At 35.7% G+C, this 22,081-nt stretch carries 21 protein-coding genes and 1 pseudogene; 18 read left to right on the forward strand and 4 right to left on the reverse strand.

Annotated elements, in window-relative coordinates:
• The first annotated feature begins 4 nt into the window (after nucleotides 1-4).
• From BM211_RS06110 to BM211_RS06140, 7 genes are all read left to right on the forward strand, one after another.
• Nucleotides 5-1,273: a peptidase gene (locus BM211_RS06110; protein WP_090995791.1), complete on the forward strand. Its 1,269-nt coding sequence runs from the start codon at nucleotides 5-7 to the stop codon at nucleotides 1,271-1,273.
• Nucleotides 1,270-2,118, forward strand: a complete 849-nt coding sequence (ablB, locus tag BM211_RS06115; protein ID WP_035430321.1) for a putative beta-lysine N-acetyltransferase — start codon at nucleotides 1,270-1,272, stop codon at nucleotides 2,116-2,118. Before BM211_RS06110 ends, ablB begins: the two co-directional genes overlap by 4 nt.
• Before the next feature lie 143 nt (nucleotides 2,119-2,261).
• Nucleotides 2,262-3,641 carry a sigma-54 interaction domain-containing protein gene (locus tag BM211_RS06120; protein ID WP_035430320.1) on the forward strand — a complete coding sequence of 460 codons (1,380 nt, stop codon included), beginning with the start codon at nucleotides 2,262-2,264 and terminating at the stop codon, nucleotides 3,639-3,641.
• A gap of 245 nt (nucleotides 3,642-3,886) precedes the next feature.
• Nucleotides 3,887-5,305, forward strand: a complete 1,419-nt coding sequence (ablA, locus tag BM211_RS06125; protein ID WP_035430319.1) for a lysine 2,3-aminomutase — start codon at nucleotides 3,887-3,889, stop codon at nucleotides 5,303-5,305.
• On the forward strand, nucleotides 5,302-5,574 hold the full coding sequence (locus BM211_RS06130) for a YokU family protein (RefSeq protein ID WP_035430316.1): 273 nt from the start codon (nucleotides 5,302-5,304) through the stop codon (nucleotides 5,572-5,574). The genes ablA and BM211_RS06130 overlap by 4 nt, the downstream gene beginning before the upstream one ends.
• 75 nt (nucleotides 5,575-5,649) lie before the next feature.
• On the forward strand, nucleotides 5,650-5,865 hold the full coding sequence (locus tag BM211_RS06135) for a YozE family protein (RefSeq protein ID WP_035430313.1): 216 nt from the start codon (nucleotides 5,650-5,652) through the stop codon (nucleotides 5,863-5,865).
• A 196-nt stretch (nucleotides 5,866-6,061) separates the two neighbouring features.
• Nucleotides 6,062-6,724 carry a hypothetical protein gene (locus BM211_RS06140; RefSeq protein WP_035430310.1) on the forward strand — a complete coding sequence of 221 codons (663 nt, stop codon included), beginning with the start codon at nucleotides 6,062-6,064 and terminating at the stop codon, nucleotides 6,722-6,724.
• 1 nt (nucleotide 6,725) lies between these two features.
• Here BM211_RS06140 and BM211_RS06145 read toward each other — a convergent pair whose 3' ends face one another.
• Nucleotides 6,726-6,881, reverse strand: coding sequence for a DUF3930 family protein (locus BM211_RS06145; RefSeq protein WP_081904776.1), 156 nt, complete (start codon nucleotides 6,879-6,881; stop codon nucleotides 6,726-6,728).
• Nucleotides 6,882-7,033: 152 nt separating this feature from the next.
• Here BM211_RS06145 and BM211_RS06150 point away from each other — a divergent pair, with 152 nt between their 5' ends.
• The 11 genes from BM211_RS06150 to BM211_RS06210 all read left to right on the forward strand — a co-directional run bounded on the left by BM211_RS06150 (nucleotide 7,034) and on the right by BM211_RS06210 (nucleotide 20,142).
• Nucleotides 7,034-7,219 (forward strand): YozD family protein, encoded by a 186-nt coding sequence (locus BM211_RS06150; RefSeq protein WP_035430307.1) that lies wholly within the window; start codon nucleotides 7,034-7,036, stop codon nucleotides 7,217-7,219.
• A gap of 109 nt (nucleotides 7,220-7,328) precedes the next feature.
• Nucleotides 7,329-7,520: a hypothetical protein gene (locus BM211_RS06155; protein WP_081904775.1), complete on the forward strand. Its 192-nt coding sequence runs from the start codon at nucleotides 7,329-7,331 to the stop codon at nucleotides 7,518-7,520.
• The gene (locus tag BM211_RS06160) at nucleotides 7,520-8,338 is read left to right on the forward strand and encodes a serine/threonine protein kinase (protein ID WP_090995794.1); all 819 of its coding nucleotides are present in this window, start codon (nucleotides 7,520-7,522) and stop codon (nucleotides 8,336-8,338) included. The genes BM211_RS06155 and BM211_RS06160 overlap by 1 nt, the downstream gene beginning before the upstream one ends.
• Nucleotides 8,320-9,075: a sporulation protein gene (locus BM211_RS06165; protein WP_035430301.1), complete on the forward strand. Its 756-nt coding sequence runs from the start codon at nucleotides 8,320-8,322 to the stop codon at nucleotides 9,073-9,075. The genes BM211_RS06160 and BM211_RS06165 overlap by 19 nt, the downstream gene beginning before the upstream one ends.
• 75 nt (nucleotides 9,076-9,150) lie before the next feature.
• Complete coding sequence (locus tag BM211_RS06170; RefSeq protein WP_035430299.1) at nucleotides 9,151-9,804, forward strand: phosphatase PAP2 family protein; 654 nt, start codon at nucleotides 9,151-9,153, stop codon at nucleotides 9,802-9,804.
• A gap of 1,663 nt (nucleotides 9,805-11,467) precedes the next feature.
• Entirely contained in the window at nucleotides 11,468-13,786 is a 2,319-nt protein-coding gene (locus BM211_RS06180) for an isopeptide-forming domain-containing fimbrial protein (protein ID WP_177206888.1), read from the forward strand.
• A gap of 1,746 nt (nucleotides 13,787-15,532) precedes the next feature.
• Nucleotides 15,533-15,733, forward strand: a complete 201-nt coding sequence (locus tag BM211_RS25805) for a hypothetical protein (RefSeq protein WP_141771596.1) — start codon at nucleotides 15,533-15,535, stop codon at nucleotides 15,731-15,733.
• Between the two features lie 44 nt (nucleotides 15,734-15,777).
• On the forward strand, nucleotides 15,778-18,282 hold the full coding sequence (locus BM211_RS06195) for a right-handed parallel beta-helix repeat-containing protein (RefSeq protein WP_090995799.1): 2,505 nt from the start codon (nucleotides 15,778-15,780) through the stop codon (nucleotides 18,280-18,282).
• Between the two features lie 755 nt (nucleotides 18,283-19,037).
• Nucleotides 19,038-19,337, forward strand: coding sequence for a hypothetical protein (locus tag BM211_RS06205; RefSeq protein WP_218160783.1), 300 nt, complete (start codon nucleotides 19,038-19,040; stop codon nucleotides 19,335-19,337).
• On the forward strand, nucleotides 19,334-19,492 hold the full coding sequence (locus BM211_RS26675) for a hypothetical protein (RefSeq protein WP_218160784.1): 159 nt from the start codon (nucleotides 19,334-19,336) through the stop codon (nucleotides 19,490-19,492). Before BM211_RS06205 ends, BM211_RS26675 begins: the two co-directional genes overlap by 4 nt.
• A 257-nt stretch (nucleotides 19,493-19,749) precedes the next feature.
• Nucleotides 19,750-20,142 carry a RidA family protein gene (locus BM211_RS06210; protein WP_090995804.1) on the forward strand — a complete coding sequence of 131 codons (393 nt, stop codon included), beginning with the start codon at nucleotides 19,750-19,752 and terminating at the stop codon, nucleotides 20,140-20,142.
• Between the two features lie 71 nt (nucleotides 20,143-20,213).
• On the opposite strand, the gene BM211_RS26950 is transcribed toward BM211_RS06210, so the two are convergent.
• The 3 genes and pseudogenes from BM211_RS26950 to BM211_RS06220 form a co-directional block, all read right to left on the reverse strand.
• Nucleotides 20,214-20,339, reverse strand: a complete 126-nt coding sequence (locus BM211_RS26950) for a hypothetical protein (protein ID WP_256216903.1) — start codon at nucleotides 20,337-20,339, stop codon at nucleotides 20,214-20,216.
• A gap of 102 nt (nucleotides 20,340-20,441) precedes the next feature.
• A complete protein-coding gene (locus tag BM211_RS06215; protein WP_090995807.1) occupies nucleotides 20,442-20,849 on the reverse strand; it encodes a hypothetical protein in 408 nt (135 codons plus the stop codon).
• A 541-nt stretch (nucleotides 20,850-21,390) separates the two neighbouring features.
• Nucleotides 21,391-21,879 (reverse strand): annotated as a pseudogene (locus BM211_RS06220) (aminotransferase class I/II-fold pyridoxal phosphate-dependent enzyme); the annotation flags it as partial.
• Between the last annotated feature and the right edge of the window lie 202 nt (nucleotides 21,880-22,081).

Raw genomic sequence — 22,081 nt, forward strand, 5'->3', positions numbered from 1 at the left:
ACAATTGGAGCAATATAAAAAACAAGTGTGTGAATATATTGAAAGTCATGAAAATATGAGTGTGAAATTATTAAAACGTTTAATTCAAGAAAAAAGCACGAGCGGAGATGAAAGCGGTGCGCAGGCAGTAGTAATTGAAAAGCTGCGTGAGCTTGGTTTAGATTTGGATATTTGGGAGCCGTCGTTTACGAAAATGAAAGATCATCCGTATTTTGTTTCACCGCGTACAAGTTTTAATGATAGTCCTAATATTGTAGCAACATTAAAGGGGAGCGGCGGCGGAAAGTCGATGATTTTAAATGGTCATATTGATGTGGTGCCTGAAGGAGATTTGAAGCAGTGGGAGCATCATCCGTATGCAGGAGAAAAAATTGGGAATCGTATATACGGTCGCGGCACTACTGATATGAAAGGTGGTAATGTATCGCTCATGCTGGCGATAGAAGCCATTGTAGCAACAGGCATTTTTCTAAAGGGAGATGTATATTTTCAAAGTGTAATAGAAGAAGAGAGCGGCGGCGCAGGTACGCTTGCGACACTTTTACGAGGTTACGAGGCAGATGGCGTAATTATTCCAGAACCAACGAATATGAAATTTTTCTCGAAACAACAAGGTTCAATGTGGTTTCGTTTATTCGTAAAGGGGAAAGCTGCGCATGGTGGGACACGTTATGAAGGTGTAAGTGCTATTGAGAAAAGTATGCTTGTTGTTGAGCATATGAGGAAGCTAGAAGAAAAACGAAATGAGCGGATTACGGATCCTTTATATAAAGGAATTCCGATTCCAATCCCGATTAATATTGGGAAAATTGAAGGTGGCAGTTGGCCAAGTTCTGTACCTGATTTTCTTACTTTAGAAGGCAGATACGGCGTAGCGCCAAATGAAAGTATGGAAGATGCAAAAATAGAATTTGAAAATTGGGTAGGACAGTTAAATCAGGTAGATTCATGGTTTACAGAACATCCAGTAGAGGTAGAATGGTTTGGCGCACGATGGGTTCCGGGGGAATTGGAAGAAAACCATCCGCTTATCACGACACTAAAAGATAATTTTTTACATATTGAAGGCACAGAGCCAATTGTTGAGGCATCACCTTGGGGAACAGATGGAGGGTTATTTACACAAATCGCAAATATTCCAACGATCGTATTTGGTCCAGGGGAAACGAAAGTCGCACATTATCCAAATGAATATATTGAAATTGATAAAATGATTGCAGCGGCAAAGATTATTGCATGTACACTGCTGGATTGGTGCGAGGTGGACCAATGAAATATTACGAAGAATTTGTAGAACAGACGAAGTACTATACTTTAGAAGGCACGTTAGATTATTTTAATAAACGTATTCGAGTTGACCATTATAAGGGAAATGTTGAAAAAGTAATGCATAGAGTTGAAGAACTCGCAAACTCTCATTCTTTCACGAAATTAATTATTAAAGGAAAGGGAGAGCACATTTCTGAGTGGCTCTCTCTTGGCTTTGCGCTAGAAGCAAATATTCCTCAATACTTCCAGGGGCATGATGCATATTTTATGGTAAAGTATCGGGATGATGAGCGCCGTAATAGCGTGCAGTGGGTGAAGGAAGATGAAATTTTAAGTGGTGTAATTGCTAAGAAAGTAATAGAAAAAGAAATACAAGTACAGTTTATATTACGAAAAGCGACAGAAGAAGATGCACAGCAGCTTGCGGATGTATTTGGAAAAGTATTTGAGATTTATCCAACACCTTTAAATGAAGTCGATTATATTGTGAAAACGATGAAGGAAGATACAATTTATTACGTGTATGAAACGGATGGAAAGATTATAAGCACCGCTTCAGCAGAAATAAACGTAAAAGAAGGAAATGCAGAATTAACAAATTGTGCAACATTACCAGAGTATCGAAAACACGGTTTTATGAAAAGTTTACTGATGAAGTTAGAAGAGGAACTGCAAGAGAGAGGTATTTTTTGTTCGTATACAATCGCGCGGGCACTTTCATTTGGTATGAACGCAGCATTTTATCAGCTTGGATATACGTATACAGGCCGACTTGCGAATAACTGTTATATTTTCGATAAGTTAGAGGATATGAACGTTTGGGTAAAGGATTTATCTCGTATTTCGTAGATAACAGTTCATAAAGAATCAACTTACTTAACTTCCATAAGCGTAGAAGAAAATATCTTCGCTGATGGGAGTTTCATCTTAGTGATTGATGCTCAAAATTTGGCACCATAATTGCTGATTTTTGAGCAAAGGAGGGAAGTACGTTGCTGGCGATTTCAACACAAGAAGTGATTGAAGCGATTTTAAGTAGCATTGATGAAGCTATTCATGCAGTAGATGAAAATGGGGTTACGATTTTTTATAACACTGTGGCAGCAAAACATGATGGATCGAATGTAGAAGATGTACTTGGTAAATATTTATTAGAAGCATTTCCCTCGTTAACGCCAGAAACGAGTACACTGTTAAAGGTATTGCAAATGAAAAAGCCAATCCTACACCAAGTGCAACGATATCAAAATCAAAGGGGAGAAGATGTATACACGGTGAATACAACGCTTCCTATTTTTATAGAAGGACGCATAGCAGGCGCTGTTGAAATTGCAAAAGATTATTCTACGATTCAAAAGTTAACGGAAAAAATTGCTGACCTGCAGTCGAAAATGAAACGGTCATCACCGAAAAAAGCACCATACAGGCATGTAGCATTCGATACGATTATAACGAATGATAAGCGCTTTTCACAGGCGAAACAATTGGCGCAAAAGGTTGCAACTACAAATGCAAACGTGCTGATTTACGGTGAAACAGGGACGGGAAAAGAGTTATTTGTACAAGCGATACACGAAGCATCGAAACGAAGAAATAACGCGTTTATTGCTCAAAACTGTGCTGCTTTGCCAGAATCATTACTTGAAAGCTTACTGTTTGGAACGACAAAAGGAAGCTATACAGGTGCCATAGAGCGCGCCGGCTTATTTGAACTTGCGGACGGTGGTACCTTATTTTTAGATGAACTGAATTCGATGCCGTTAGATTTACAAGCAAAAATGCTTCGTGTACTAGAAGATGGTGTTATTCGCCGCATCGGTGATAATAAAACAAGAAAAGTTGATGTGCGTGTAATTACAGCGATGAATCAACCTCCAGATGAGTGTCTTCGTGAAAATAAAATTCGTACAGATTTGTATTATCGGTTAAATGTGTTTTCCTTATTTATTCCGCCGCTTCGTGAGCGAAAGGAAGATATTTTATTGTTAGCTCCGCACTTTTTGAAAGCTTATAATAAGGAATATAAAAAGAATGTAGTTGGAATAGATGAAGATGCAAAGCAGCACTTACTTCAATACAATTGGCCAGGTAATGTACGTGAATTAAAGCATATGATTGAACATGCGGTCATTGTAGCAGAAGGGAAAATGCTAACATTATCTTGTTTACCACGTTCGTTTCGACAAACACCGCATCTGCCGAAAAAGTCGATATTACCACTTCGAGAGGCACTTCATCAAACGGAAAAAGACTTGATTGAACAAGCAATGTTAGAATCGAAAGGAAACGTTTTACAGGCTGCAAAGTTGTTAGGCATTCCAAGACAAACGTTGCAGTATAAATTAAATAAATATGCGAAATATGCCGAATAATTGGCAGCTTTTTGTGCATTTGCACCAATAAATGAGTGCTTACATATATAAAAGTAAAGAAAATTCTGTTTCTTTTAAGGGGTATTTATTTTTTGTTTTCGTATAAAACGATATTTTTATAGTAAGAAAGCTTGTAATAGTTAAGGTTGTACTAGTAAAAGCGAATCAAAATCTAGATGTAACCGATAAAGTTGGCATGATTATTGCTTTAATAAGTAGTGAGCGTTTAAAAAGGGGGAATGGCAATGTTACAAGACGTATATAAACCACAACGTCATTGGAAAGATATTGAATTATGGAAAGATGTTACAGAGGAACAATGGAATGATTGGATTTGGCAGTTAACAAATACAATTAAAACATTAGATGATTTAAAGAAAGTTATTAATTTAACACCGGAAGAAGAAGAAGGTGTTAAAATTTCAACAAAAACAATCCCATTAAACATTACACCATACTATGCATCCCTTATGAATCCAGATGATCCACGTTGTCCAATTCGTATGCAATCTGTTCCGATTACAGAGGAATTATATAAAACGAAGTATGATTTAGAAGACCCGCTTCATGAAGATGAAGATTCACCAGTTCCAGGATTAACTCATCGTTATCCAGACCGTGTTCTTTTCCTAGTTACAAATCAATGTTCGATGTATTGTCGCTATTGTACACGTCGTCGTTTTAGTGGACAAATTGGGATGGGTGTACCAAAGAAACAATTAGACGAAGCGATTGCTTATATTCGTGAAACACCGCAAGTTCGTGACGTATTAATCTCTGGCGGTGACGGACTTCTTATTAACGATAACATTTTAGAGTATATTTTAAAGAACTTACGTGCAATTCCGCATGTGGAAATTATCCGTATTGGAACAAGGGCTCCCGTTGTGTTTCCGCAGCGTATTACGGAAAATCTTTGCAATATCATTAAGAAATATCATCCAGTTTGGTTAAATACACATTTTAATACGTCTATTGAAATTACAGAAGAATCTAAACTTGCTTGTGAAATGCTGGCAAATGCAGGTGTACCACTTGGAAACCAAGCTGTTATTTTAGCAGGAATTAATGATAGCGTACCAATTATGAAAAAACTGATGCACGATTTAGTAAAAATTCGCGTACGTCCTTACTATATTTATCAATGTGACTTATCAGAAGGAATTGGTCATTTCCGTGCGCCGGTATCAAAAGGTCTTGAAATTATTGAAGGATTACGCGGACATACATCTGGTTATGCGGTACCAACATTTGTTGTAGATGCACCGGGCGGCGGTGGTAAAATTGCCGTTCAGCCAAACTACATTATTTCACAAAGTGCTGATAAAGTTGTTCTTCGTAACTTTGAAGGTGTTATTACAACGTATCCAGAGCCAGAAAATTATGTAGCAGGCAGAGCAGAAGGATATTTCAAAGAAATTTATCCTACTTACGAAGAAAAGCGCTCTGATGTTGGTATAGCAGCGCTAATGAGTGATAAGAAATTTAATCTTGTACCTGAAGGCTTGCAGCGTATGAATCGCCGTAAAGATTATGAAACAAATAATACACATGCTTCATTAAAAGATAAACGTGAAAAGCGTGATCAATTGAAAGATAAAAAATTTAAAGCGCAAATGGCAAAAGTAGATGAGGATACAAAAACTGAAGGAGATGCAGTATGAGATGTATGTGGTGTGGAGGTGAAGAAGCAATTGAAAGCGTAAACACCGTATACTGGGAATTACCAGATGGAACACAAACAGTTACAATTGAAGAAACACCTTGTATCGCATGTTCAAATTGCGGAATGCATTATCAGTCAGATACGATTGTGAAAGAAATTGAAGATCAACTCTTTTTGATTTATACGAAAGATTTGCCAAAACAAATCAAATTTACAGAGCTTATGGAGCGTCCACGTTTATTAAAGCGAAATTATTTTGATTTTTAACCGGCATTTTTTATGCTGGTTTTTTTCTTGTTTGCCTTGTATAATGTAGCCAAGTTAGAAAGGTAGGGAATATTGTTGAAAAAGTCATTTTATCATTATATGATGAAGCACCGTGCTTCCTTATTGAAAGATGAACTATCCGACTTGGCAGAAACAATGTATGAAGATCATAGTTTTCCAAAGCAATCTGAGGATTATGATGAAATTAGTTCATACCTAGAGTTAAGTGGTTCATTAGAAAGCATGAGCATTTTTGATCGTGCCTGGGAATTATATATGCAAGAGCGGTAGAGTGAAACGACTATTTGTAGATTGTTTTACTACGAATCATTTTTCAATTTGTATTAAGTACACTCCGATAGTGGAGTGTATTTTTTATGAAAAATATTCAATTATACAACCTCATGTTATAAGCGTTTTCGGAGTGGGGCGCATATACTGTTATCGTCACATACTTAAAATCACGACTACAAAAGGAGAGAGAAACATGACGAGAAAAAAACAGCCCAAATACAATATAGGAGATATAGTCGTGATTACGTTATATGGTACAGTTGGTAAAATCACGAACATTAAAATGCTCGATGGCGTTCATGTATATGAAGTAAACAATCACGATGGATTTTATGTAGAACATACACTGCAGCTTGTGACGGACCAAGAAATGAAGGATGGCGAATTAGAGTGGATTGAACTTCGTTATAAATTTACTTTTGGTGATCTCGTTCAAGTAACAGGCTATGAAAAAGATGTGTTTCGTGTTGTTGGTTACCGGACGGAAGTATGGCGTTATAAAAATGATGCTTGGGAAGATACAATTTATGAATTATCTCGTATTACAGATGGGGAATGGCTCGAAGCGGATGAATCCGATTTGACCCTTATTGTGAATGCACAAACAGCAAATGTAATTTTAAAGAAAATGAAACAAGATAAGGCAGGTATGAATAAGCTAGATCTAGGAAAATTAAAGTCTATTAATAATTCGAAAAAAGTAAGTATAAAAACGAATCGAAAAGAGATTATTGATGGTTTACTAGATATTTTTAATGATTACAGAACATTGTATGAAACATTTCAAGATGAAGAATATAAAATTGTGATGGATGTTGTACGTAATTATTTAATCAAATTATCCGAGAAAAAATAACTTAAAAAGAGAAAAGGAACTGAAAGAAAATATAAGTTGTATATGGTATGCCTATAATTGTTAAAAAGATAATAAATATAGAAACGAGCTTGTCCACCCACACATCTTCATGTACGAAACCGTCTTCTGTATGTATGATTTCTTGTTTATATTTCATTGTGTTTTCCTCCTTTATATAGCTTGTACTACATCCTATGCAAAAACTTTTTTTATATAACCTATTTATCTAGCAAAAAAAGAAAAATGTTTTCTATTGTTATACATAATTTCTATTTTTCTTCATAAAACAGAATTAAAGGGGTGATGCTCATGAAGGAAATAGAAGTCGTGATTGATACGGAAGAAATTGCGGAATTTTTTTATGAGCAATTAATTGTAAGAGGCTATGTACCAAAGCACGAAGAAATTGAAGATCTTGCAGATATTGCATTTGATTATTTGTTAGAAAAATGTATGATTGATGAGGTATTTGACGAAGATGATGAAGGAAAGTAACGACGGGATAGACTCGTCGTTTTTTGCACCGTATAAATAAAAACTAATATCACTATCTCGTGTTGTATTTGGTATAATAAAAGTGAAAATTTTTTGAAGAGGTGAAGAGATGTTCAAAAAAATTATTGATTCTTTGCTTGGGAATAAACATAAGCACCGCTCTTACTCCAGTAGTGATTATCGACATCGACATCGTTCGTATTCTAGCAGTGATTATCATAAGCATCATCCATCCCATGGGTATGGACATCATCATTATAAAAGAAAACATAAAAGTCACAGCTTTTTCTCTAGTAGCTGATGAATTTTCAAAAAATATTGGCGTGGATTGATCGACCGTTATCTATCAATACTGTCGTTGCACAGCGATATCAAATTCATCAAATTCTCGGTATGGGAAGTTATGGTTTTACGTATCTTGTTTCGGATCTATTGTCCGGTGAGAAAAGAGTTTTAAAACAACTTCGAAAAAGTAAACAGTGCTACGCATCAGGTAGGAAATCGTTTACATATGAGCAAACGATTTTACAGCAGTTAGAGCATCATGCAATTCCTCGTTTCTTTCATAGTTTTACATGGAGAAAAGGTTCTTTTTTTGTAATGGAGGAAATGAGGGGAAAGACATTTGAAGATTTTATTTTTGATTATAGAGAAATTTATACAGAGAAAGAAGTTTTTCTTATTTTATATAAAGTACTTCAAGTTGTTTCTTATTTTCATAGTCATGGTATTGTGCATCGCGATTTACGAATTCCTAATATATTAATGAATGATGATGAAATATCTGTCATTGATTTTGGATTAGCTCGTTTTATTGGTGAAAATGATGAACGAGCTCAATCTTATAAAGGGGAACAAGCGCATATGCGTGAAATCCATTATCGGAGTGATTTTTATGCTCTTGGACATTTTGTTTTGTTTTTGCTGTATTCTAGTTATGAATCTTCAAAAGAAGAACGGCCTTGGTACGAAGAATTAACATTATCAGCAAATAGTAGTGATGTAATTATGCGGATGCTACAAATGAAAGAGCCATATTATGAAAATGTACAAGAATTACTTGAAGATGTGCGCTGTATAATAGAAAGGGTGGGAAATACATGTTCCAAAAGTTTTTAGCAAGCGTTGGGATTGGCAGTGCAAAAGTTGATACTGTATTAACACAAGAAGAATGGTTTATCGGTGAAGAAATTACAGGGGTTGTACATATTACTGGTGGATCAGTAGCGCAAGAAATTGATTGTATTTATTTAACGTTGTCTACGACGTATATTCGCGAAGTAGATGATAAGAAAATGAGTTCAACATATGATTTAAAGAAAGTTCGTTTAACAACTCCTATTACTATCGGGATAAATGAAAAACGAGAAATTCCATTTTCTTTCCCGATGCCGATTGAAGCGCCGTTAACATTTGGAATGAATACCGTTTGGGTACAGACTGGGCTTGATATTAAACGCAGTGTTGACCCAAGTGACCGTGATTACATTCAAATACTTCCCAACCTGTTATTAAAAAGTGTACTAGATGCAGTCCAAAACCTTGGATTTCGTCTTCGTCAAGCCGAATGTGAAGAACTTCCGTATCGTTTGCGCGATCATGTACCATTCGCACAAGAGTTTGAATTTGTTCCTGTATCAGGTCAATATTATGGAAAGCTCGATGAATTAGAACTTTTAATTATTCCGCGTTCGTATGATAGTTTAGAAATTGTAATGGAAGTAGATCGAAAAGCAAGAGGAATTGCTGGACTATTATCGGAAGCTTTAGATATGGATGAGAGAATTTCACGTTTCACAGTGAAACGTGAAGACATTCCAACAATGCAGCAAAAAATTAGCAGTTATATTTCTTGATGATTCATGCATAAAAAAGAAATGGAGAGGGAAAATAAAACACCCGCTCCATTTTTGTATAGTGAGGTTATGCAGATGAAGAGATATCGACATTTATATATGCTACTTATTGTTTTACTCGTTTGTTTTGTCGTACTATCTTTTTCTTATGAAACATCTTGTATCGATCAATTTGATCATGTAATAAGTAATTATATACAAAGTTTTCGTAACGAATATTTTACTGCTTATTTTGTATGGATGTCTTACATTGGCTCAAAAAAGGTATATTTTCCTGTAATGTTTATCCTGTTTACGTATTTCTTGATTCGAAGACGATATATGACAGCGATTTTGTTAATGATAAATTTTTATGGTTCGCGCTATTTGAACTACATATTAAAGGCATGGTATGAACGAACAAGGCCCGATATATCACAACTTGTTACTGCGACAGGTTACAGTTTTCCGAGCGGGCATGCGATGAATGCTGTTGCATTTCTTGGGTTTATTGCATATATTACAATTACCGAACATCGCCTGCAATTGTATCAAAAATTATTGCTAATTGTAATTGCCTGCTTTCTCATCTTTTCCATTTCTATTAGTCGTATATATTTAGGGGTACATTATCCGTCTGATATTTTAGCGGGCTGGGCTGCTGGTGGAAGTTGGCTTATTTTATGTATCATGTTTCATCAAACATTTCTCTCGCATGCAGCCGACAATAAATCTTCTGTATCAAGTTAAACAATGATTTGTTATAGGATGACTTCGATCCATTTTATTATATAAAAAGAACCTATAGACCTTTATCAAGATCTAAATTATAAAAATCCTTTAAAATAAAGAAGAGCACATATTAGTCATGTATAATATGCGCCCTTCTTTTATTCAATTAAAGCGTCCGATTGTAGAATATTGAAAAATACGATGACTGTAAAATAACTCCACAGTCATTTTGCTAAAGCCCCTTTTAGTTTAATAAGGAAATTTTAAGAACCAATTTCCTAGTCCCAATCCATATAAAAACTCACCTTTAGCTTTTCTTGCCCACAATCTGGACAATCTAGAACATCACTTTGATTAATATCGACTAAAGGCTTTGACGGCATTTGAGTATTACATCGAGGACAAGTATGAGTGTTCGTGTAATATTGGGTTCCTGACTTCATATGTAAATGTACTTTATTTAATAGGTAACAACACTTCTGACAAACATATAGACCGTCGTAGCATTCAAAAGACGTTTCCTTGTTATTAATAAACTCTCTGATGTATTGCCGACCTTCTTTTTCCTCATACCATTCTAAAATCGAACTCAAGTTTATATACCTAAATCCAATTCCTAAAAAAACATTTTGATTGTAAGAGCAATGTCCGCAGTTCAAATTACAAGCTACTCCCATAAACCTCAAATACCTCTCTTGTCCAGTTTAGATGGAAAACACTACAGAGAAATTTTAACACAAATATCCAGATTTTAAAGGTGTTATTCCATAAAATGGCCCGTTAGTGAAGTAACTTTATTGCTACTCAACAGTTCCTTAATCTGCCTTTCAGTTCAGATTTTCTTTTCACTATAAAAACACCCCTTTAGATAAACAGATCCAAAGGGAAAAACGTCGCGACTTTTTTATAAACACCGTGACTTTATTTAAAAGCGACATATTCAACTAATGAGGAGCTCAGTGGAATAACATATGATAATTTGTTGCGGTAAAAATCTTGAAACGTGTAGTGTTTGCAAATGAATGTATGCTTCACTAACAAGACGTAAAAAATACCTCTAGATACATTAAAATTGTGCTAGTTCTAAAGTAGCAGCTGGTGAAAATAAATTTGATTGGAGATTAAATTATGAAAAGAAAGATAACCATTCTAGTCTGTTTCAGTTTTCTACTCTACGACTTTTTTTCATTTTGTGAATACAAATTCACTTTAGCTTGATAGAGATGTGGCAATACCTCAAATATCCCCAATATTTCTCAATAACCATCTTATGTAAAATATTAATTTGTAAAAATAAGGAGGGATGTATGGAAAGAAATGCCCAACTATAGAATTATTGGTGAAGATAGACACAGTTTTCAGATTTGTCATGTTTAATTAGAGATGTGGTATCGTGTTTAAAAAATGATTTAACCTAAAATTCTTAAAGTGAAGATTGTTATTGATAAAGTTTATAAGAATTACATATTTGTTTATCTTCTACTTTATTCATACCACTCTAAATTTCTTTAACTATTGTATTTTATTCAATTAAATTAAATTGACTTGTTAAGAATTATTCTTTTGTGAAGAGAAAGGTATGATTTGAACTATCTTTCCGAAATGAGGGAATGTATGCGATTAATGTCGAGTTTTAAATGATTTCAAGAAACGAGGCGATAAAATGGCGCGGAGGAGCCTATTGTACAAAAAAACTAGGGAACGTTTTAAACAAATTGTAGTATTCTTCATGATGTTTTTATTAGCATTTAGCGGCATGCTGCCTAGCGGTTTGCCGATGCTAAAAGTGAAAGCTGAAGATAATACTAATACAGCAGGTACGTGCTCACAACAACAGAAGCAAGTAGTGTTGATTAATGGTGATTTTGAAACTCCAACTGCAGGAGAACCAGTTTCATTTTTTGATGCTAAAGATGTTCCGGGATGGAATACTACGGATGTATTTGGACAAATAGAGATTTGGAGAGATCAGAATCCAGCATCTGGACATCAACATGCAGAATTAAATGCATCGAGCGTTGGAATGCTGTATCAAGATGTAGAGACAACACCAGGACAAACAATACATTGGAGACTAGCCCATAAGGGAAGACTAGGGACTGACACTATGAGACTTCGAATTGGTGCAGTAACTGCAAATCCTCTAGAGACTCCAGAAGTGCAACAAATGACTGATGGAGACGAAACATGGGGACACTATGAGGGAACATACATTGTTCCACCAGAACAAACGGTAACACGATTTGGTTTTGAGTCTGTGTCTGCTGCCGGTGGGGACATAGGAATAGGGAATTTCTTAGATGATATTTTTCTTGGTTCAGGACCTTGTGTCTCAGCGACCAAATCTGTTGATAAAGACGGAGCCGTATATTTAGGAGATGAATTAACATATAAAGTGAATGCCAAAAACTATGGTGGTGACATTGCTTCTGACTCTGTTTTCATAGATACGATTCCTGATGGAACGGAATATGTTCCGGGGTCAATCAAAGTGACGAAAAATGGAACAATAACAGGTATAACGGATGCGATAGATGGTGATGAAGGAGATTTCCAAAATAATAAAGTTACTGTTAAATTAGGAAATTTACCTAACATAAAAGATACGCCAGAAGGATTTACCGTACAATTTAAGGTGAAAGTTAAATCAAGTAATATTGGTAAAACAATAACGAATAAGGCGCAGATACAATATCAAGATTTATTAGTAAAACAACAAAAACAAACTGAAACGAACAAAGTTGTTAATGATGTTACCCTAAGAGATTCAAAATTAGAATCGGAAAAAATAGCGAAAAACCTCCAAAATAAAAGTACAGAAGTTGGAGACGAAATCGAGTATACGATTCGAACACGTAGTACAATTTCGGATAGCTTAGCTAAAAATGTAGTGATTGAAGATACATTACCGGAAGGCTTAGATTATGTGCCAGGCACATTACAAGTAGACGGAAAAGCTGTAACAGATGCAACTGACACAGACAAAGGTCAATTTGAAACAGGAAAAGTAACTGGAAAACTGGGAGATGTGACAGATACTGAGTGGCATGCGGTAAAGTTCCACGCAAAAGTAAAAACGGGCCAAGCGGGTAAAGACATTCAAAACAAAGCGAAAGTAATAGGAGAGAATGTAACGTCACAAGAGCCACAGGTAAAAGTGAAAGTATATCCAAGAGATTCGAAGTTAGAATCAGAAAAAACAGCGAAAAACCTCCAAAATAAAAATACAGAAGTAGGCGATGAAATCGAGTATACGATCAAAACACGTAATACGGTTTCCGATAGCCTAGTAAAAAATCTAGTAATTGCGGATACATTACCAGAAGGATTGGAATATGTACCAGGTACATTACAAGTAGATGGAAAAGATGTGACAGATGCAGCTGACACAGACAAAGGTCAATTTGAAACAGGAAAAGTAACTGGAAAACTGGGAGATGTGACAGATACAGAGTGGCATACAGTGGTATTTCACGCGAAAATCAAGTCAGGTCAATTTGGAAAAACGATTACGAACACAGCGGAAGTAACAGGAGAGGGTATATCAATACAAACTCCGAAAACGGACGTATCAGTGGATCCAGAAAAAACAGATGACAAGCCAGCGATTGATCCAATCAAAGATACAGATAAAGAGATTACGGGTACAGGAACTCCTGGAGACGAAATTATTGTCAAAGATTCAACAGGAAAAGAGATCGGTAAAACAACTGTAGATAAAGATGGAAAATGGAAGTTAGATGTTCCGGAAGGAACAAAATTAACCAAAGGTGATGAAATCACCGCTGTAGCGAAGAAACCTGGAAGCGAGAAAGAAAGCGAACCAGCAAAAACAGTAGTTACAAGTGAAGAGAAAACAGTGGATCCAACAAAACCGATAGATCCGATGAAACTGTTACCAAGTACAGGTGGTCAATTTTCAATAGCACCATATGCAGGTGGATTACTTCTTGTAATTGGTTTACTGTTCTTAATGAGAAGTAAAAGAAAATATAACTAAGAAGTAGTTAAACTATACCCATTATACAACGGAAGGTTTCATAGAAAGACTTTAGAATTTAAGCAGATGGTTTCGGTAGTGCACCGAAACCATCTTTTTTTAGCATCTAGGCCCAGTACCAGCATTATTGTAAACAGGGGCAAAGTAAATATTTTAAACAGTAGAGTTCTGGCTTCCAGAATTCTTTTTATATGGCGTGCCCAGCTAAGCTGGAGAAAGTCCGGTCTAGGTAAGAACCAAGTCGCCTAGTAGCTGACAGGCAGCTAGTGGAGAAATCCTAAGGTTGAAGCCCTGTGACAAAGTAACTACAAATAGAAGTGCGAGCGAATCAGCAGACCGTAACATAAAGTGAACCTTGCGGCCTCGTTAAAAGCAACCTAGTAATAGGACAAAGGGAAGTCGAGCCTGGTGTATATAGGCGAAGACCATGGAAGATGTGAAGAACTTGGAAAAGCAGCATCGAAGAATCCCTCGGGGTACGGAGGACGGTATGTTGAGAAAGCAGTGTCTGGAACTGGGGAGACCCTCCTTTGCCCTTACATAAGTAAGGAAAGAGGAAACCTATAAGCAAATGCGAAAGAGTGGACTGCAAAGAGGGAGTCGGAGGAGGTCATAGTACTGAACACCATAATGACAACACAACGTTATGTAGGGAAGGACCTCTACTTTGTTCATAGGTTGGAAGGAGGTAAGGGTGAGTGAATGCTGGAAAACTAGCTAACTACACCGATGTAAAAGCTCGAGAACTTTGGAAAACTTTATATCTTTGTGCCAAAGAAAGAAGAACATCGGAAAGCCGTATGAGGGAAAACCTCACGTACGGTTTGATGAGGGGAAGCCATCTCTAAAGAAATCTGTTTCAGTTTTCTACTCTACGACCTTGTTACATAGTAAATATTATTGGTATTCTCCAAACACATGAAAAAATCACAATGAAACTCATTGTCACGAGACGTACTATATTCAAAACAGTAAATAAAATATATTGATTTCATGTTGAAAAGACAAATTGAAGTGGCTTAATAAACACAATCTTGACAGGAAAAACTATCTATCCAAATACAAATTCTGTAGAGGTGATAACATGAATTTTCCGATGCGTTTGCTAGTTACGTCCATTCTCATATCAATCCAATTTTAATTCAAACCAAGGAAATTAAATATAATCACAACAGTATTACTGTATCTGAAATTAAAGAGAAAGTAGGATTTAAGGTATATGTTCCAAAATAAGTACCCGATAATTGGACATTGGGGTCCCGCCCCATCACTATCAAGCTAAGAAAACAAAATCCCCCCTAAAATGAAAAAATACGCTATTCTTTCTGTAGAATCATAAGAAAGGATGGCGTCTTTGTATGTCTATTTCTGTATCTGATGAATTGCAACTATTTGCTCAAGAAATTTAAAGCTTCTTATCCCAAAATATCTTACGAGATCTTGCTAAAGATGTTGGTTTTGTGCAACGAACCAGTAAGTACCAAGCTAAGGAATAATCATATGGTTTCTTTTCTTTTTAAATGGTCTCTTTGCTTTTTCGATTTGATTACGTGTTTCATAATGTTCCCCCTTGCCAAATTGCTTTTCTTAATGGTATCATATTTTTTCGTGAATAAAATAAAAACGGTGAAACTCTCGCCTTTCCTGATTCCTTTATATCTGATAATAAAAATAATCTAAATAAACGATAAAATCCTTTTCTTCATCAAGCAAAAGGGAAACGGTGTGACTGGTCGCAAACGGTAGATGTCGTGTGGAATCAATGTTTTGAAAAGAAGCGGCTATTTTATAATTGTAATCGGAAGCGTCGGTAGCTTGTTATGGAGAAGTCCTTATACAACAATTGGAATCGTGACGCTTATGATTCTATGTATGATTACAATCGTTTACAATGTAGAGAAAAAATTAAAAGAAAGGGAGAAATCAGATCCCAACAAACAATCTTAAAACGATTGAGTTGAAATGGTTATATAGAAAGAGGTGAAGTATCGATGATGGTGATGACAGCTCTATTGTTATTGCTTCAAAATAGTTTGCACACAGAAAATGGGAATACCATGAAACCGATTCCGATTACCGCGGTGCATGTTGCAAATAAATACGAAAAATGGGACGGTGCAGAGCGAAACCGTTTCGTGCAAACAAATGGGGTATCCACAAGTAATCCTGTTACCCAAGTAGCGGCAAAAGAAACAAAAGAAACAAAAAAAACAAACGTAGCACTCGGGAATTTACAACATATGATTTACAACAATCAATCTTCTTACGGAGTAGAAGGCACGGCAGAAGCAAATACGCCTGTTCACATTGAAGTGACAGATGCAGATGGAAAACAAGTTTCTGCAGACGTTACAGCAAATAAAGAGGGACTATTTCAAACTTCGATCAACGGAAGCAGGTTGAAAAATGGGAACGTGCAAGTAAAGGCGGCGGCAGGTGAACAAGCTGCCCTCAAAACGGTAGAAAAAGATGGTACTTTCTATGAATTAAACAAAAAAGAGCAAGAAAAATGGCATATTTCAAACGATGGCACGCATCCGATTGAATCGACAAAAGGAATGAACGATGCACTCCAATTCGCAAAAGCAAATGCCCTCAAAACATTCAAGGTTCCAGCAGGAACGTACATGGTAAAAAAAGAAAATCCTGCTTTGTGGAATGACCCTTCCGCGTGTATCAATATGGTTCCGAATATCACATTCTGGTTAGATGAAAATGCTGTGATTCAAAAAGAAACAAACGCAAGTGAAGTATATTCAACTGTATGTGTTGGGTACGGCGCCGACAACGTCACATTAAAAGGCGGGACGTACAAAGGTGATAAAGATACGCATGACTATTCGAAAAAACAAGGACCGAGTTTTCCTGGTACGCATGAAAATGGAATCGGCATTTCTGTATATGCGGCCAAAAACTTGACAATTGACGGCGTTAAAGCAACAAACTTCACAGGTGATGGTGCGGGTATTGGTGGGAAAGGAACGTTATTGCAAGACATCTATCCAGATCATTTTGAATCGGGTTCTCTTGATACAAATGGAAACAAAGTGGCAGATCCCACGAAAATTAGATTGAAAGCACCGATCCCATTCACAAAGGACATCCTTAAAACAGAACCTTATTTTGAAATGCCAAATGCAAAAAATTTGCCGTATCTCTATGATGTCTATTTTTATCAAGCAAATGGTTCCTTCTTATCTAGCTACAGTGTCAATACCAGAAAAGAAGTGGTTCAAATTCCAAAATCTGCAGCGTCCTTTAAAGCGGTGTTTAAAAAAGCAAATACGAGCGGTGTATACGGGGAGTTTTGGAGCAAGGCATTAGCAACGAATGTGACCGTAAAACATTCTGACTTTTCCTTTAATCGGCGTCAAGGCATCACAGTGGGAGGCGCGGACCATGTAACCATCACAGACAGTGTCTTCCATGATATTAAAGGTGTTGCGCCTGAATCTGGCATTGACGTAGAGGGTGGATACGGTGAAAACGGGATGATGAACAAAAACATCTTCATCAAAAACAACAAATTCTACAACAATAACAAATACGATGTCATTTTATATGATGGACATGATGGAGTTGTTGAAGGGAATCACTTCGGATCAAGAGGGAAAATCGGTTTAGCTGTTTCCGAACCATTCACAAATGCATATATTAAGAATAATACATTTGATGCCAATAGTATTTACGCCTATCACGATATCACGTTTGAAGGAAACAGCATAAAGGATGGACTGATGAGCATCACAGGACCTCGCGCGGTGGTAGACGGCATGACATTTGATAAAACGATGTTCAGTCTTTCAAGTCGTGTCCCGTTTGGAATCGAAGCGAAAAACCTTACATTAAACAATATGGATTTAAATGTGTGGGTCAACCCTGTTCATGTAAGTAATGTAACCATAAACGGAGGAAGAGTGGGCGGCCAAGCACCAGACGGAAGTACTTTTGACAACTTGAAAGTGCTCAATCACCCTGGCACTTCATTCGTACGAGGGACCTATAACAATTGCATGTTTGAATCCAGTCCCACTGCGACTGGTGGTACACATGTCGACTATAACGGCACTTACACCTTTCAAAATTGTACATTTAAGGCAGCAAAAGGGACATTTAACGTCGGAAGCAAAGACGCAAATGTTACGATTCAAAACTCTCGATTTGATATCAATGGTGATACAACTGTACTCAATATCCCAATGGGGAAACAAATCAATGTTGTCAATAACACGATTACCTCTGGCTTACTGCCAGGGATGAACAAAGCGGTTATCAAAGTGGGAGACTATTGGAATAAAGACAAACCGTTCCAGGTTGGGCAAGCAAACATCACTGGCAATACCATCACAACAGGTGCAGCGGTTGAAGGCATTAGCACGATTTACGGTGGCGTCAATGCACCAGCTTATCGCGTTCAAAACAACATCTTACACAAGGCATTTTTGAAGGTAAAGCCAAAGGATATTGTAAACGGGAATCAGGAGCATCCGAATTAATTGAAAACACGTGGTGCACCTACACCGCGTGTTTTTTTGTTTCTTCTATATATATAAGTTGGGGTACCGCCACATGCCCATCAACTTAAGGATTTAGGATTACCCCAAAACGAAAAAATGAGCTTTTTTGTTACAAGTTAGCACAAAATTTCGTTCTGGGGGTACTATAAAATTTTAGCTTGATGGGGATGTAGCGAGACCCCTAAAAAAACGCCTTTAAAATAAGTTGTCTTTTTAGTTCAAAACATCTATAAAAATAAAAAAACAAATATAATATGCATAATTACATATATAAAAACCAATAAACTTTCTTTGTTATTCATTTATAATTATCCTTATATACAGAAAATGAAATAAATGGTGATACTAAATGAAAACACAAAAAAACGACCCTGTACTAGATAGAATCCTAATAATTACGGGTGGGATTATGACAAATTTAGCTTTTTTTTCAGATCAACCACTTATGTTGAGATGGTTTCAAGGAATATGCGGATCTATCATCTTTATAGGAAATCTATTATCCTATCTTCGTAATAAAAAAACAAGAAATATAAAATAATAATATCAATATTTTTTAATTAAGGAGGTTATAAAAAGCTGAATATTGTTAAAGTAAACCGTGTGAATATAACTTTTTATGGTAGAGATAAGGTGATTGTATGAGTGATAAATTGAGACCGGCCGAACTAAGAAAGAGCCGCAAATACTATGTTTCTAGTGTTCACGAAATAGCAAGCGGCCGTTTAGAGATATTGGACAGATACATAGGCGAGGATAAACAGGTTTGGCTCAAATATAAAATGATCGATACTGGTGAAATTTCAGAAAATCGAGAAGTCAACATTAACAGCAACATTTATAAATTTTGCAGAAAACAAATGGCACAAGCTTTCGAGGAAGACAACCCGGAATTATTTGATCAGAATGCATCATATAAGCGTGTATTAGAGGAATTGGACAACGTTTCTAAGCAATTGACAACGCTACTATACAACCAAACGTTATTAATGCAGGAAATACAGGAATTGAAAAAAGGTAAGGTGACGATATGAAAAATAAATATGTGATCATCGGCATAGCGTTTTGCGTGGCCGCAGGTTTCGTAATAACAAACATAATTGTAGATAAACACTGTCAGCAGCAGGGCGAACCAACACAAGATGGTTTACACAATTGGCATAAAACAAAAGATCATTATTGTGAATGATTGTTATGGTACCTTATTTTTGGTGATGAGTTTTGGGACTGATTTTTAACTGTATTTCATTCTAATTTAGTAGAAATAAATACAGTTCCACAAACGGTCGTTTTCGGTACTTCTAGAGAAAAATAATTGGATACATATGTTACAGAAAAGGTTATGAAGAAATATAATTTAACTAACAAGGCGGATTAACACCATACTCAGAAAACTGATATAATAATTTAGATTATTATAAAATTTCAGTAAAGGAATGATTCTAGTTGAAGAAATCCCAAAATCCCGAAACAATACATAAACCAGTAGCACCATATGTACATCAAATAGAAGTAACAGGTCCCAATAAATGGCTCACATTATCAGGTCAATTAGGCATGGAAATAGATGGAATGGTTCCAGATGATCCATTGGAGCAGTTACAATTAGCTCTAGATAATATTAGAAGAAATCTTGAGGCTGCTAATATGAACGTAGAAGATTTAACGAAGATGGTATTTTATTTAGTAGGTGATTTTAATGCAGATAAGAGAAGAAAAATTATTGGAGATTTTCTAGGTGAACATCTTCCTTGTACTACTATGATTTATGTAGTGGCATTAGCAGCTCCTGTATTTAAAGTAGAGATAGACGCTTGTGCATGTAAAGAAATTATTTAATGTCTTTTGAAAAAAAATAATGAATTATATGATGAATCTTATTGTATTTTCGGGAGCTTTAGTCGAATAAATCAATCTAAAAAAGTCGAATCCTTAGCGGACGGGAATTCGACTTTTTTAAGTGAAAATTTGCTTGGTGCTACTCCATATAATTCTTCAGCAAATAATTGTAGTTCACTTTGAATCGAAAGATTCATAAAAAACGTCATCCTTCCTGTATATTTCTACAAAAAGAATAACGTTTTTTTGTATTTGAGAGTATTAAAATTTTTTAAGTTGAGGAACGTGTATAGTGAACCCTAATTTGTCGAAATGAGTTTAATCTTTTCAAAGAATGCTTGTAAGCGTATAAATTCTTCTTCATTTCCAAGTGTTGTAAAAATTTCTTGTTCTTGATGAAAAACAGCAATCGCAGGAAACGTTTTAAAAAGCGCAAATACATGCTTCGTTTCTTTTATTTTATTAATTTGATAATAAGGTATTTGTAATGAAATAGGGAGATTTCCAAGTATTTCACTATAAAATAACAACTGTTGTTCAGTGTAAGCTAAAATACCTTTCACAGGAGTAGAATTTGCATTTGCTATTCCTACTAAACCAGATACTCCATTTTGTATTTCATAATAAGTGGTGATCATTCCTTGTATACATTCAGTTGAAGATATTTTCTCTTGAAAGTCTTTCATTGCTTGTTCTTTTAGACCCATGTTTATCACTCCGTTAATTAAAATGTATAATAGATGTTTTACTAGAAAAGAGAAAATAAAAACGAGTATAATCCTTCTTTTTATTCAAATACATCCCTCATCTTATTTCCTAATAATACCAATATATAATATTATTATAATATACAGAAAGGACTGAATACAATATCAACATTACGAAATGAAGCAAAAATCCTACTTCATGAAGAAGGAACGATCCTTTTTTACACACTTCATAAAAAACGTCATCCTTTCTGTATATTTTTACAAAAGAATAACGTTTTTTACACTTGAGGATAGTCATATTTCTTAAGTTGATGGGGATGTGACGTGACCCCACCCATGCCCATCAACTTAAGAATTTAGAATTACCCCAAAACGAAAAAATGAGCTTTTTGTTACAAGTTAGTACAAAATTTCGTTCTGGGGGTACTATAAAATTTTAGCTTGATGGCGATGGGGTCCCGCCCACATTTTAACGAAAATATACGCTAAGCAAATTTCGGCATAAAATGAGCCGATTTTGAGTTTAGAAGTCTATTCGTTAAAAAGAGTATATACAAAGTATTGCCCTATGTAGCCTGCTCCCGCCTTCTTTTATCTCTTCATTTGTTAAATGTCTCTAACCCAAAATAATTCGGTTATGATGTTTTTCTTTTTCAATGGCGTGGTCTTCCACAGGATATACTTTCACTCCAAGTTGTTGGACTTCCGCAAGTAATTCTTTTGTGAATTGAAACTGATTGAATTCAACAATCAGGTGTAACCCTGTAGAATAACCGAAAATATTGATCTTATTCGAGAATGCTGATTTTAATTGATGGATAAGGAAGTCTCTTCGATTTTTATAGATTTTCTTCATCTTCATAATATGCCGTTCCAAATAACCTTCGGCAATAAATTTAGCAAGGACAAGCTGATCTAAAGAAGGGGTATGTAGATCCGAAAACCATTTTAACCTGCGACATTTTTCAATAAGGTGTGAGGGAAGAACTAAATATCCCATTCTAAGGGCCGGTGATAAGATTTTACTTATATCTTAAAATAACTACCATGAACTGTTGTATCAGCAAGGACTTAATCAAATGAAAATTATTGATTACCACAACCTAATATTAGTAATAGGTTGGAATAGTGACCAGACAAAAATGAAAGCAGTGGGCTTTAATGCTTCAACAGGAGAATATATTAAACCATAGTATGTAATTTGTTGTTTCTTCTTCAACAATCGGGCG

Origin of the sequence: Bacillus sp. 491mf, assembly GCF_900112415.1 — a bacterium.
Taxonomy (GTDB): Bacteria; Bacillota; Bacilli; order Bacillales; family Bacillaceae_G; genus Bacillus_A.

What these genes read in the sequence shown, in the direction of transcription:
- BM211_RS25805 (WP_141771596.1), top strand. Translation starts at nt 15,533, where the DNA reads ATGTCGTGTGGAATCAATGTTTTGAAAAGAAGCGGCTATTTTATAATT.
- BM211_RS26675 (WP_218160784.1), top strand. Translation starts at nt 19,334, where the DNA reads ATGAAAAATAAATATGTGATCATCGGCATAGCGTTTTGCGTGGCCGCA.
- ablB (WP_035430321.1), top strand. Translation starts at nt 1,270, where the DNA reads ATGAAATATTACGAAGAATTTGTAGAACAGACGAAGTACTATACTTTA.
- BM211_RS06150 (WP_035430307.1), top strand. Translation starts at nt 7,034, where the DNA reads ATGAAGGAAATAGAAGTCGTGATTGATACGGAAGAAATTGCGGAATTT.
- BM211_RS06130 (WP_035430316.1), top strand. Translation starts at nt 5,302, where the DNA reads ATGAGATGTATGTGGTGTGGAGGTGAAGAAGCAATTGAAAGCGTAAAC.
- ablA (WP_035430319.1), top strand. Translation starts at nt 3,887, where the DNA reads ATGTTACAAGACGTATATAAACCACAACGTCATTGGAAAGATATTGAA.
- BM211_RS06165 (WP_035430301.1), top strand. Translation starts at nt 8,320, where the DNA reads ATGTTCCAAAAGTTTTTAGCAAGCGTTGGGATTGGCAGTGCAAAAGTT.
- BM211_RS06145 (WP_081904776.1), bottom strand. Translation starts at nt 6,881, where the DNA reads ATGAAATATAAACAAGAAATCATACATACAGAAGACGGTTTCGTACAT.
- BM211_RS06140 (WP_035430310.1), top strand. Translation starts at nt 6,062, where the DNA reads ATGACGAGAAAAAAACAGCCCAAATACAATATAGGAGATATAGTCGTG.
- BM211_RS26950 (WP_256216903.1), bottom strand. Translation starts at nt 20,339, where the DNA reads ATGAATCTTTCGATTCAAAGTGAACTACAATTATTTGCTGAAGAATTA.
- BM211_RS06155 (WP_081904775.1), top strand. Translation starts at nt 7,329, where the DNA reads ATGTTCAAAAAAATTATTGATTCTTTGCTTGGGAATAAACATAAGCAC.
- BM211_RS06215 (WP_090995807.1), bottom strand. Translation starts at nt 20,849, where the DNA reads ATGGGTCTAAAAGAACAAGCAATGAAAGACTTTCAAGAGAAAATATCT.
- BM211_RS06160 (WP_090995794.1), top strand. Translation starts at nt 7,520, where the DNA reads ATGAATTTTCAAAAAATATTGGCGTGGATTGATCGACCGTTATCTATC.
- BM211_RS06195 (WP_090995799.1), top strand. Translation starts at nt 15,778, where the DNA reads ATGATGGTGATGACAGCTCTATTGTTATTGCTTCAAAATAGTTTGCAC.
- BM211_RS06170 (WP_035430299.1), top strand. Translation starts at nt 9,151, where the DNA reads ATGAAGAGATATCGACATTTATATATGCTACTTATTGTTTTACTCGTT.